Source organism: Enterovibrio norvegicus DSM 15893, from assembly GCF_900115495.1.
Lineage (GTDB): Bacteria > Pseudomonadota > Gammaproteobacteria > Enterobacterales > Vibrionaceae > Enterovibrio > Enterovibrio norvegicus.
Genome location: NZ_FOWR01000001.1, coordinates 1 through 13,448 on the forward strand (window position 1 = coordinate 1; position 13,448 = coordinate 13,448).

8 protein-coding genes are annotated in these 13,448 nt (G+C 47.7%); 4 read left to right on the top strand and 4 right to left on the bottom strand.

Annotation, left to right across the window (positions count from 1 at the left end; genetic code table 11):
• Together BM082_RS00005 and BM082_RS00010 are read right to left on the bottom strand one after the other, a co-directional pair.
• A partial coding sequence (locus BM082_RS00005) for a transposase domain-containing protein (protein WP_208862506.1) occupies positions 1-244 on the bottom strand: 244 nt, incomplete at its 3' end.
• A 129-nt stretch (positions 245-373) separates the two neighbouring features.
• Complete coding sequence (locus tag BM082_RS00010) at positions 374-1,258, bottom strand: LysR family transcriptional regulator (RefSeq protein ID WP_017011408.1); 885 nt, start codon at positions 1,256-1,258, stop codon at positions 374-376.
• A gap of 126 nt (positions 1,259-1,384) precedes the next feature.
• Here BM082_RS00010 and BM082_RS00015 point away from each other — a divergent pair, with 126 nt between their 5' ends.
• A complete protein-coding gene (locus tag BM082_RS00015; RefSeq protein ID WP_074924770.1) occupies positions 1,385-2,761 on the top strand; it encodes an MATE family efflux transporter in 1,377 nt (458 codons plus the stop codon).
• A 90-nt stretch (positions 2,762-2,851) separates the two neighbouring features.
• Here BM082_RS00015 and BM082_RS00020 read toward each other — a convergent pair whose 3' ends face one another.
• Positions 2,852-5,749: a methyl-accepting chemotaxis protein gene (locus BM082_RS00020; protein ID WP_017016547.1), complete on the bottom strand. Its 2,898-nt coding sequence runs from the start codon at positions 5,747-5,749 to the stop codon at positions 2,852-2,854.
• Positions 5,750-5,838: 89 nt separating this feature from the next.
• A complete protein-coding gene (locus tag BM082_RS00025; RefSeq protein WP_017016546.1) occupies positions 5,839-7,401 on the bottom strand; it encodes an ABC transporter substrate-binding protein in 1,563 nt (520 codons plus the stop codon).
• Between the two features lie 325 nt (positions 7,402-7,726).
• Between BM082_RS00025 and BM082_RS00030 the strand changes: the two genes are divergently transcribed.
• From BM082_RS00030 to BM082_RS00040, 3 genes are all read left to right on the top strand, one after another.
• A complete protein-coding gene (locus BM082_RS00030) occupies positions 7,727-8,254 on the top strand; it encodes an NADPH-dependent FMN reductase (RefSeq protein ID WP_017011412.1) in 528 nt (175 codons plus the stop codon).
• Positions 8,255-8,609: 355 nt separating this feature from the next.
• Positions 8,610-9,731: an efflux RND transporter periplasmic adaptor subunit gene (locus BM082_RS00035; protein WP_017016545.1), complete on the top strand. Its 1,122-nt coding sequence runs from the start codon at positions 8,610-8,612 to the stop codon at positions 9,729-9,731.
• 6 nt (positions 9,732-9,737) lie between these two features.
• On the top strand, positions 9,738-12,887 hold the full coding sequence (locus BM082_RS00040; RefSeq protein WP_074924772.1) for an efflux RND transporter permease subunit: 3,150 nt from the start codon (positions 9,738-9,740) through the stop codon (positions 12,885-12,887).
• Positions 12,888-13,448 lie beyond the last annotated feature (561 nt).

Sequence of the window (13,448 nt, forward strand, 5' to 3'; positions counted from 1 at the left end):
TCTTACCTGGAAGTAATATATCGAGCTGAGAGACCACCTTACTCATCGATAGATGCCGATAAAGTGACATTCCCACGACGCTCCACACCATCAGTTCCATGGGGAGCCTACGCTTTCGAATCGTCGTGACGCCTGTGTCTTCAAGGCATTGATTAATGAGAGCGGGGCACAGGAGATCTGATAGGCCATTGAGTTGGTCAGCAGAAAATTGGTGTATTCGGTCGAGGGCTTGTCTTAAGAACATAAAAAAATCCGAGTGTAGAAATACACTCGGATTTTGCCAGCCTCTCAGGATCGTTCAACCGATCATTTTTTGCTTAACTGATCGGCATTACCTTTAAGGGCGTTTTTCTTTTCTAACCATGATCTTGGGTTATCGCTGAGAAGGGAACAGAGAGAACAGCGTAGTATCTAGCCATGTCATGACTTTGTCCCAGCCGCGCGCTTTACGTTTGATAACGCTCAGCGTGTATATGGGTGGGCTGGACAGTTCTTGTGTAGAGATGATTTTCACTTGGCCATGGTGCCATTCATACTTTGCAATGTGCTCAGGTACAAATGCCCAGCCGACGCCTCGCATGACCAAGTTAATGATGTAAAAGTAGCTATCAACGTGCCAATAACGCGGTGAAATGGGTTGTTCTTGTGAATACCCTAAACGGTCTCTGATGGCGAGCTGCCGATAGGTGATTAAATCATCTTCTTGAGGGTGTTCAATTTTGCTCAGCGGATGATCGCATGGCGCGATCATGACTTGTTTGAGCGTTGCTAAATCATACCAGTCTAACGATTCTGATAGCGGCTTCATGCGGAATATAAACCCAATGTCAGCACGGCCTTCGTTCACCCAAGTTGCAATGTCGTCTTGTGAACCATTGAGTATGGTGAGCTTCAAGTTCGGGAAATTATCAGCCAGCATTTCGAATAAGGTTTCGAACGTCTGAATAGGGACTGCTTCATCCATGGCGACGTTGAAAGAGACCGGGTCTCCTTCGGTGACAGCCATCGCACGAGAATTCATGCGTTGGCATTGGTGCAAGATGGCTTTTGCATCCACCAACATTTCTTTTCCCGCCTCTGTCAGCACGGGTAATTTGGCGCTGCGGTCGAACAATTCAAACCCTAAATCCACTTCAAGGTTCGAGATGGCAGTACTGATCCGAGACTGCGCTTTGCCCAAGCGTCTTGCTGCAGCAGAAAAAGATCCACTTTCAGCCGCTTCAACGAAGGCCTTTAATTGATCGAGTGTCCAGTTCATAACGGTAACCGAAGGAGTAATCCTAATAAGACAATGACTTAATCTATCTGATTTTCGGATAGTTTGTAACTTTATTCTATCAGTTTAGAAGAGATAATAGCCGCCTCCTTTTTTGATGAAACTTTTATGCATACTTCTTCTTTAGAACACAACGGTTCGATCAGTGGTACATTCTGGCGATATACCATTCCAGCGATTGCAGCAATGATCGTGAATGGCCTCTACCAATTGGTCGATGGGGTTTTTGTTGGCCACTACATTGGTTCAGAGGGATTGGCCGCGATCAATATCGCGTGGCCAGTGATTGCGCTAGTGAGCGGATTTGGCCTTCTGATTGGCATGGGTTCAGGCAGCCTTGTTTCCATTTATCGTGGTGAGGGAAAGATCCCTGCCGCTAGAACCGCCATGTTTACCGGCCTCATGCTGATCATCGTATTTGGTGTATTGGCATCCTTGTACCTGACATACCTTGGCAACCCCTTGATCGGTTTGCAAGGCGCGCAAGGCATGACTCAAGCCTATGCTGAGGATTACATCGGTGTGTTTTCTTTGTGTGCGGTTGCAACGGTAGCGTCGGGTGCATTGCCGTTTCTTATCCGAAATGATGATAGCCCAATTGTGGCAACGACCATGATGGTGGTGGGTGCGCTGACCAATATTGTTCTCGATTATCTGTTTATTGGCATACTGAATTGGGGACTAGCTGGGGCTGCCTGGGCAACCGTGATTGCCCAGTTAACAACGGTTGCCATGGCGTTTGTCTACTTGTTGTCGCGCCACTCTTACTTATCCGTCTTTTCTCATCCTCTGCAATTTAGCGTGAGTGATGCAAGAAAAAGTGTGGTAATGGGGGTGTCTTCGCTTGTTATGTACCTGTATTACGGTGTGCTGGTGGCATTCCATAACCGCTTATTTGTGGAATATGGCTCGCCAATCAGCATCGCGTCGTTCGCCATTGTCGGCTATTTGATGACGCTGTATTACGTGGTTGCAGAAGGCATCGCTGAAGGTATGCAACCGCAAGTGAGCTTCTATCACGGTGCTCGACAGTTCTCGAACATCGCTAAGGTTGCGAAACTTGCCACTGTGGTGTCTTTGGGGGCGGGATTGTTGTGGTTAGGTGTGTTGAATGCCTTCCCTGAACACGTCATTGGCTGGTTTACCACGGGTGATCCTGCGCTTGTGAGCGAAGCCACCCTAGGTATTCGTTTGCACCTTTCTGCAATGTATCTCGACGGGCTCATTATTTTGGCGTCGATGTATTTCCTGTCCGTTGGAAAGGGTGGAACGTCGCTCAGTATTTCCGTTGCAAATATGTTGGTTCAGTTTCCATTCCTTGCGATTATGCCAAAACTGTTCGGATTGCAGGGTGTGTGGATGGCGATGCCGTTATCAAACATTGTGCTGGCATCCGTTGTCATCCCATTGATGTGGCGTCATATCCAGCGTCAGCGTCGGGTTGAAACGCATACCGTGACGGCGTCACTTGCCACCGTTGGCTAGTGATTCAATAAATTAGCCAGTAAGTCGTCAATCAGTGATTCAATAAAAAAGAGGGAGCATTACGCTCCCTCTTTGGTATAAATTCATCGTTTAAAATTCATCCCACTCAACGTCGTCATCTTCAACACTCGGTCTTGTTCGTGTGACCGGTTTTCTCTGCGGTTTGGTTTTTTTCTTAAAGATCGGCGTTTTGATTTCTTCATCAATTTGAGTGACGGTAAAGAATTCCATCATCACATTCATGTCTTGCGCTTGTGAGAGCATGCTTTCGCCTGCGGTTGCAGCTTGTTCAACCAAGGCCGAGTTTTGCTGCGTCATGGTGTCCATTCTGGCTATGGCGATGTTCACCTGTTCTATGCCTGAGCTTTGATCTTGTGCTGCTTCGCTGATCTCGGCCATTTTGATGCCGACTTCTTCCACCATATTGACGATTTCTTGCAAGGTATCACCGGATTCGATGACCAATTCCGCGCCGTCTTCAACCTTTTTGTTGGTATCGCGGATCAGCTCTTTGATTTGCTTGGCGGCTTCTGCAGAGCGTTGAGCAAGGTTTCTAACTTCACCTGCCACCACCGCAAAGCCTCGGCCTTGCTCTCCTGCACGAGCCGCTTCTACGGCTGCATTGAGTGCCAGTAGATTGGTTTGGAATGCGATTTCGTCGATCACGCCAATGATGTCTGAAATCTTGTTGCTCGCTCCGCTGATTTGATCCATCGCCGTGATGGTGCGCATCACGACATTGCCGCCTTCACGCGCTTTTACGCGGGCCTCTTCACTCAGTTTGTTGGCTAGCATGGCGTTGTCCGCGCTTTGCTTCACGATCTCCGTCATGTTCTCCATGCTGGCTGCTGTTTCTTGCAGGGATGTTGCTTGATCTTCCGTTCGCTGGCTAAGGTCGCGGTTGCCAGATGCAATTTCGTTCGATGAACTTGAAATGGTGCTCGATGCTTGCCTGATATTGCTGATGACTTGGGTCAGTTTTTCGATGGTGGAATTGGTATCGATCTTTAACTGACCAAACCGACCTGTATAGCTCTTTTCAATGCGTTCGGTGAGGTTTCCGCTTGCAACAGAACCAAGGATTCGCTGCATGTCTGCCAAGGCTGTGTCTGTGTTTGATGTGAGGTTATTCAAACCTTGTGCGAGGTTAAGGAAGAAACCCTGCTTGTCTTGCAAAGAGAGTTGTTTGGTGAAATCGCCACGGCTTGCAGCGTCGACCATGCCATCGATTTCATGCTCGATTGCCACTTCTGCTGTGCGGTCTGTCCACTCAATCACCGTACCGATACGTTGGCCATCATCGTCAATGATCGCATTGGCAGCAATGGCCATTGTGCGCGTGCCTACGGGCAACTCGATATGATGTGTGCCATCTAGTTGGTCTAACATATTACGCTGATGCGCTGGGTTTTTATGGAAGAAGTCGATGTTTTGCCCAAGGATCTTGTCTGGATTAAAACGAGGCACCAGCGTGGCGAAATCGGCTTTGGCACTTTCCATTAACTCATGGGCTGTGCGGTTTAAGTATATGATATTGTAGTCTTTATCTGCAATCATGGTGTTAGTGGATACGTTATCGAGTGCCTGTCGAACACGCACGTTTTCCTCTGCCCGTATTTTGACGGTTTGTTCCATTTCTGCACGCAGGTTTTCAGAATGTTCAACGTTAGCCAGAGACGTGTTCGTCGCTTCTTTTATTGACAATAAATCCCCCTGGAAATCTGCTTCAATACGGTTGCTAAAGTCACCTTTCGCAAGGCCTTCCATGACTTTGTTGATTTCAGATAATGCTTGCTGTGTGCTTTGCATAAAACTATTGAATGCATCTGCAGATTGCCCTATTTCGTCTCGGCTTTTCACTTCCACGCGCGCAGAAAAATCGCCACTTACGGCAACAGTTTCGAGGTTTTTAGTCAGCTCGATAATCGGACGGGTAACCGATCGCGTAAAGACTGTGGCGATCACTGTGATGATCACGACACCGCTGAGTAGAATAAACCCAAGCAGCCATTTTAGGGCGATGATGGTACCGAAGGCTTCGGATTCATCTATCTCTGCTATCAATGCCCACGATGTATCCCCAAACGAAATGGAGGTGTATGCCGACAACACAGGAATATTTCGGTAGTCGAAAACCACTTCGTAGGCAGAGAGGCCGGCCAACGCATTGTGGGTCGCAACGGTTTTAATATTGCCACTTTCCGGATTGGCAAAAGAGGACATCACCGAGTGAGTGCTCTCTGCAAGGTAGGAGTCTGAACGCATCAAATAATCAGGGCCGACCAAATAGGTTTCGCCGGATTCTCCCATTCCGGTGCGTTGAAGCATGATCTTGTTTATTTCATCGACAGAGAGTTGAAGCACGGCGACGGCCAGTGTGTTTCCGCTTAAATCAACGATAGGACGACCGATGAAGGCGGTGGGGGCGTCGTTTTGTGGCGCGTAGCGCTGGTAATCTTGAACATGTGTTTCTTTTGACGCGATTACTTTTCGAAATAAAGAGGCGAGAGGGCTGTCTTTCAGTTCACCCGTTTTGAGGTTAGCGCCGAGGTCGCGGTTTCTGTTTGCTGAGAAAACCACATGCCCGCTGTTAGCTTGAATAATGAACACATCGGAATAACCATACACATTCACGTAATCACTCAGGGTGCTGCCTTGTGAACTCCATATTTCATCGTACTCATAGGTATCAGTAATGAAGGGGTCATTGTCGCTGATCTCTTCATCAACGGCGTAAAACTGGAGCAGCTTTTGAATTTTTTTGGTGTCTTCACTGCCCGCCAGAATTTGAATGTCGTCATAAGCGCGTTCAATAAAGGATTCAATTTGTGTTTTCTTGACTTCTCGCATGCTGACGAGCTGTGCAAAGGCTTGGCTTTGCATGGCTTCACTGGATTTAGTGAGTGCAGCATAACCGACAACCATGATCGGTACGCCCCCGATGAAAAGGAAGATAAGCAGCAGTTTTGTTCTTAACTTTCCAAACATGGTTAACCCTTCTTTCTCATCAAGCAGGGAGCGGATGCGCTCCCAGACATGGTTTTATCGTGGTGACTGAACGAATGTCTGCGTTCTTTCTAGCGAACCGACCAGTGATCATCTGACACTTCTATTTCCCAAAGCGGCATGTTTGCCATGCGGTACGGGGAGTACGTCACCTGTTTGTTGACGGCTAACACCTTGTTAGGCGTGGGCACGAACAACATGTATCCGTTGTCATAGACGTGGTACATGATCTTTTCTGAAACGTTGTCGAAAGCAGGAGAACCCACTGATTCACGGAACATCTCTTCCACGTAGTTATTAAGTTGCGGATCCGGTGAGATGGTGCTCCAGTAGTTGTGGGTGCGATAGACGAGGAACGCTGACCAAGGGTGGTTGTAGTACCAATCATCATCCCCCCAAGCGAGTAAGTCCCATTTTTTGGTGTTTTTACCCGCATTGGTACTGAGCAACTGCCCGAACACATCTTTTTCGCTGGTCGTAATGTCGAACTTGAGCTTTACGCCTACCTTACGCAGATCGCGATCGATACCTTTCCATATGTGCATGTACCTGTCTTGGGTATAAACGTTCAGCACTAAACCATCGAGGGTGCGCTTGAGTTGATCGCGAATGGCCTTTGGGTCTTCAACCTCTGAATAGGCTTTGAGTTTTTTGACGACTTTATCAACGCCGGGGTAGAGCGGGGCGGCGAGAGTCGGTTTGATTTGTCCTTCGCCATCGTAATATTTGCTAAGTAAACGACGTTGGTCGATGGCTTTATTCAGGGCGACACGCACAGCTCTGTCTTGCAGGCGTTTGTTGCCTGTAATCATGTTGATGTGAATAGCGATATTGTCGGTAGACGGCGCAGTCACCAACTTCGCGTAAAGTGATTCATTGACGCGGCGTTTCTCCGACACCGGGATTGGCATGATATCTAGTTCGCCGTCTCTGTCGATGGCCCTTTCTAGCGCGACTTTACTGTCAAGCTCAGTGTAGACGGTGACCTTTTCAATTTTTGGATACTCAGGGTTCCAATAGTTTGGATTGGCTTCAAGCACTGCGTTCGGCGTTTGTCGATCGCCTTCAATGTAACCCTCTTTTAAGATGTAAGGGCCAAGGCCATATGGGCCAGGCTCAGCCAAATTTGGGCACGTTGCTTTGCCGTTCCAGCCGAATTTTTCTAAGTACGTTCGGGTATAGAATTGAATCCAAATGGCATCATTTAAAAATTGACCGTATTTCTGCGTTAAATGAAAACGCACGGTGTAGTCATCAATCTTCTCTGCGCGATCAAATACCGTGTCTATTTTGGTGAAGAGAAAAGGGGCTTTTTTGAAATGTTCCATATTTAACAGCACGGCATCTGCATTAAATGGTGTTCCATTTTGGAACTTAACGCCCTTTCTTAATGTGAACTCGTAAGTGCGTTCGTCAATGACTTTATGGCTGGTTGCCATGTCATATTCCCAGCCCTGCTCGTTGTTTGCGGGGCGAAGAAGTGCGGCATTGATGGAGTGTGAAATATAGATATAAGGCAAGCTGGGAATAAAGACTTTTAAGTGCGACCCAGACACAGGCTTTGCCCAAACGATGCTAGGAGCAAAGACGAAAAGAAAAAAGATGGCGCTGACAAACCTGAGCAATATTTTCATAACGACAACCGTGTTCCTTGATTGTGAGTTCGAATTATTAGGAAGTTGCTGTTTAGTCATTGAAAAGTGTAGTTAAGTATTGACTCACTAATGAGACGTTTATTTCCAAAGTGAGGATGTGTACGGTTATATCTTTATAAACAAAGACTTTTTATTTTCTGAAGGCCGTTTTAATTTAAAACACGCAAAACAAAAATCGGTATTTTGTTAATAAAAATGCCACAAAAACAACCGACTGAGCAGCGGTACTGGCATGGGGCGATGGGAGTGGTATGCTGGCAGGGATATTGGTGAGGCATCACCTTTAAACCTTCAAGGAGAGAAAATGAAAGTATTGGCGTTTGCAGCTTCGAACAGCACCGAATCCATCAATAAACAATTGGTGACGTATGCAGCCAGTCTGGTTGATGGCGCAGAAACGGAAGTGCTCGACCTGAATGATTATGAATTACCGCTGTTCAGCGTTGATCAGGAAAAGGCGCTGGGTCAGCCTGATAAAGCAAAAGCATTTTTCGAGAAAATTGGTCAGTCTGATGCGTTAGTGATTTCTTTTGCTGAGCACAATGGCTCTTATTCTGCGGCTTACAAGAACCTTTTTGATTGGGCATCGCGCATTAACCAAAAAGTGTTCCAAGGCAAAAAAACGGTCTTGTTGTCAACGTCTCCGGGTCCAGGTGGTGCGCGTAACGTGTTGGCTGCTGCGACCACCTCTGCACCGCATTTTGCCGCGGACGTAACGGCCAGTCTTTCTGTCCCTTCTTTCTATGACAATTTCGATATGGAAACGGGGTCGTTGAAAGACGAAACGTTGAACAATGCATTGAAAACTGCCATGGCATCGCTGGCGTCGTAAAACACTACCTTTTCAACATGGCGGCAGAGAGGTCGCCATGCTTCTCTTTTAGACACATTTCGTCACACTTCTTCCTCACTTGTTACTGATTCTTTGCGTTTTTTGTTTGGCTGTACAGCTAACAGAAAGGATCGCTTGTCATACTTCTGCTGTCATGGCCGTATTTTCCAACATTCCTTATTTGTTTGTTATCAGTATGTGCAATCATGTGCATTTTTAGGCCACAAAGAATGTCGGCTAAACAATGACTTGAAGCACATTAAACGGCCTCAAGTGAAATGCGTTTTTATAAAGTAATCAGTAAACCTTGGTATTCATCCCATTAAGGGAGAGTGTTAAGGAAAAGGAGAGAAAAATGGTCAACCGGAAGTTACTGCTTCCTGCGCTGATTAGCGCAACACTATTGGTTGGTTGCGGCGGTAAAGAAGCACAACAAGGCGGCGGGTTTGTTCCTCTGGTGTCGGTCGAAGCTGCACAAGTGATTGATTATCAAGCGCGTCAAACCTTCGTTGGGCGAACGCAGGCCGTTGAAGATGTCAGCATTGTTCCGCAAGTGTCTGGTTACCTGAAAGAACGTTTTTTCAAAGAAGGTGAGTTGGTTTTTCAAGGTCAAAAACTCTATCAAATCGATCCTTCTTTGTATGAAGCCAAAGTGGCGAGCGCGGATGCCGCGATTGCGCAGGCAAAGGCAGGCGTAACCAATACTTCTTTGGATTGGGAACGCGGAAAAGATCTTTTGCCTAAAGGTGGCATTAGCCAGTCTGAATTTGATCGATTAACCGCGGTGAAACTGCAGGCAGAAGCGGCGCTAAAATCTGCGGAAGCGCAGTTGAAAGGCGCTGAAGTTGATATGGCCCATACCGAAATAGTTGCTCCTTTTACCGGCCGTATCAGTGAAAGTAATGCCAGTATTGGCGACTTGGTTTCACCATCAACGGGTGTGCTGACAACCATCGTCAGCCTTGACCCTATGCAAGCGGCTTTCTCCATGAGCGAGAAGCAGCGTCTAAACATGGGTGCAGATTTGATCTCGGGCAGTGGCGAAGGGCGCAGTGGAAATGCAGAAGTCTTCCTGAACCTTGGCAAAGGGCATGACTATAAACACGCAGGTCACATTGACTACATTGGTAACCGTATTGATCTAAAAACGGGCACCATTGCCCTACGCGCGAGCTTCCCAAACCCTGAATTTCGCTTGTTGCCTGGCCAATATGTGGAAGTCGAAGTGCGCGATAAGAAAGCCACCCCTAGCATTGTGATCCCACGTCTGTCGGTACAAACCGATCTGGAAGGGGATTACGTCATGGTGCTGAAAGAAGCGAACATTGTTGAACGTCGTAACGTGGTGTTAGGTGTGCAAACTGACGATGGCGTTATCGTCAAAGACGGCTTGCAGACTGAAGAGCAAGTGTTGGTGAAAGGTCTGCAACGTGTTCGTAACGGCATGACTGTACGTCTCCAAGATCAGGGAGCGTAATCGACGATGTTGAGCCGCTTTTTTATTCAGCGTCCAAAATTTGCGCTGGTTATTTCGATTATTCTGACGCTGGCGGGGGCAATCGCATTGCTCAATCTGCCCGTCGCAGAATACCCAAGAATCAGCCCGCCTTCCGTTAACGTGTCTGCGATTTATTCAGGTGCAAGTGCTGAAGTGGTAGAGCAGGCCATTGCCGATCCGATTGAAACCTCGGTCAACGGCGTAGAGAACATGATTTACATGTCCTCAAAAAGCGCCAATGACGGCTCATACAGCTTGAACGTGACGTTCGACATCGGCACTGACCCTGACATGGCACAGGTGAACGTGCAAAACCGCGTGGCGCAGATTGAATCTAAACTGCCGCCAGAGGTGCGCCAGGTTGGCGTGACGGTGAAGAAACGTTCTCCTGACTTGTTGATGGTGTTGAACTTCTATTCTCCTGAAGGGAAGTATGACGACCAATTTCTGGTTAACTACATCAATCTCAACGTGAAAGACCAACTGGCGCGTGTAAAAGGCATCAGTGAAGTGAACGTTGTGGGCGGTGGTGAATACGCCATGCGCGTATGGTTGAACCCAGAGAAAATGGCCAACCTTGGCATTACCACGTCTGACATTCGTTCCGTGCTTGCGGAACAGAACGTGCAAGTGGCTGCGGGTGATATTGGTGCTCCGCCATTTAACGACGCACAGGAAATGACCTTTAAACTCGTGACACAGGGCCGCCTTGGCTCCGTGGAAGAGTTTGAACAAGTGGTTGTGCGTGCTAACACCGATGGCAGCATGGTGTATTTGAAAGACGTTGCTGATATCTCTCTTGGCCGCAAGTTCTATTCGGGTAACGGTAAATACCGAGATCGCCCAGCATCTATCGTGATTTTGAACCTCCAGTCTGACGCGAATGCGCTGGAAAGTGGTGGTCTCATCATGGAGCGCTTGGACGATCTTTCAGAGAACTTCCCTGAAGGCATGGCGTATGAAGCCAGCTATGACACGACCTTGTTCGTTGCGGAATCCATCAAAGGCGTGGTCAAAACACTGATTGAAGCCGTGCTCTTGGTTATCGCCGTGACTTACCTGTTCTTGGGCAGTTTCCGTTCGACCTTGATTCCTGTCATTGCGATCCCCGTATCACTGGTGGGCACGTTTGCCATCATGTTGGCGGCGGGTTTTACCATCAATACCGTGACTTTGTTTGGTTTGATATTGGCCATCGGTATCGTTGTGGATGACGCCATCTTGGTTATCGAGAACGTTGATACCAACATGGCGAAAGACCCGAGTCTGACACCGCGACAAGCCACGTTGATCGCGATGAAGGAAGTGACGGGCCCGATCATTACCTCCACCTTGGTATTGTTGGCGGTGTTCTTGCCTGTGGCGATGCTACCGGGTATCACAGGTATCATGTATCGTCAGTTCGCACTGACTATCTGTATTTCAGTACTGATTTCTTCTATCAATGCGTTAACGCTGTCACCAGCACTGTGTTCTCTTGTCTTGAAACAAGGCGAAGACAACCATGCGCGTTGGTTTAAGAAGTTCAACCGTGGGTTAGAAAAAGTCACAAACAAATACGGCTCGGTCGCGGGTTTCCTCGTTCGAAAAACCGTGGTGCTAGGTACCTTGTTTGTTGTTGCTGTTGGAGCCGCGGGTTATTTCGCGAAAACCACATCAACTGGCTTTGTACCGCAAGAAGACAAAGGCGTGCTATTGGTCAACATTCAGTTGCCAGATGCTGCCTCTTTGTCGCGCACGGAAGAAGTGACACGCAAGCTGACGCAAATCGTGAAGAACGAGCCGGGCGTCGATGGTGCAACCGTCGCGAACGGCTTTGCGTTCTTAACGGGTGCTGCGGCATCGAACGGAGCTTCCATGTTCATCAAGCTAAAAGACTGGGAAACCCGTCAGGCGCTTGAGTGTGAGCATGATGCGTTCTCTATCACCAATCGCATTAACGGCGCAGCGGCAATGTATTTGCCTGAAGCGATCGTGTTTGCGATGGGGCCGCCAGCTGTTCCAGGAATGGGGGCCGCATCGGGTTTTGAGTTTGTGTTGGAAGACACGTTAGGCCGCAGCCGAAGTGACCTTGCCATGTTGATGCAGCAGTTGATGGTAAAAGCGAATGAGCAGCCTGAGATTGCGCGTACCTTCAGTACATTCCGCGCAAATGTGCCGCACTTTTATGTGGATATTGACCGAGAGAAAGCCAAGCAGTTAGGTATTCCACTTTCTGAAATCTTTACCACGCTTCAAGGTAACTTGGCGTCGATGTATGTGAACGATTTCAGCATGTACGGTAAGAACTACCGTGTCACGATTCAAGCAGACTCGGATTACCGTAACGACCTTGATTCCTTGGGTCGATTCCACGTGCGTTCAAACTCGGGGGATATGATCCCTCTCAGCACCTTGATTGATGTTGAGCAAGTGTTTGAGCCTGATGTGGCATGGCGTTACAACATGTACCGTTCAGCTGTCATTCAAGGCTCACCCGCTCCGGGTTATTCATCGGGTGATGCGATTGCTGCGATGGAGCGTGTTGCGGCTGAAATGCTGCCACAAGGCTACCAGTACGAATGGACTGGCATGGCTTATCAAGAAGTTCAGGCCGGTAACCTTGCTATCTATGCTTTCATTCTGGCACTGATCTTCATTTACTTGTTCATGGTGGCGCAGTATGAAAGCTGGAGTATTCCGTTAGCGATCATTCTCGTTGTGCCCGTCGCGACGCTGGGTTCCTTCCTTGCGCTTGCAATGACAGGCACACCGCTGAATTTGTATGCGCAGATTGGTTTGGTTCTCTTGATTGCACTGGCTGCGAAGAACGCGATTCTTATCGTGGAATTCGGTAAGTATGAGCGTGAAGAGAAAGAGATGTCGATTGCAGATGCGGCAGTGGAAGGCGGTAAGCTTCGTTTCCGCGCGGTGAACATGACGTCTTGGTCATTTATCCTCGGTATTATGCCGTTGATTTTTGCAAGCGGTGCGGGACATATCAGTCAGAACTCCTTGGGTATTTCTCTAACGGGCGGCCTGTTGTGCGTCTTGTTGGCCGGTACATTCCTGATTCCTGGCTTCTTTGCTTTGATTCAGCGCTTACGTGAAAAGCACCACGGCGGTTCGACGAAATTGGTAGAGTTAGACGACTAATCTCGTCAAAACGAAACAACATTGAAAAGCACCTTCGGGTGCTTTTTTTTGTACCCAGTTCGGTAGTTACAGAAAAAGGGCGTGTTCAGAGGGGTGTTAATGGCTTGTGGTTTAGTGCCAACGTGTGGAGAAACTGAAAGGTTGAGAAGGCGTTTGATGTGATTTTCTTCCAAATCTGGATTGATAATTTGGAATGGGACCTCAAAGAGTTAAGCGATGAACATCTCAGGTATACCCCATATCAATCTTCTAGCCGAGCGTGCTCACCAAAATGATGTTCATTGGCAACATACTGTCTTTATGTTCTCTCCGTCCAAGAACAAAATTATAAAAATCACAAAACGGCATGTTGCGGAACGTGTTTGTTTTTGATGCGAAATCATCTCATTGATACGATCAATAGATTCATCAATGGCTGATTTATTCATCAAGTTGAAAATCATTGTGTGTACTTTGGGGGACTGCTAGATATCTGCTTCTCTTTGATTCTTTGTGTGAATCAAAGAAGGAAATGACACGTTATGGACTGAATCTTTCCACGGTGTCCATAAGCCTTCGTGT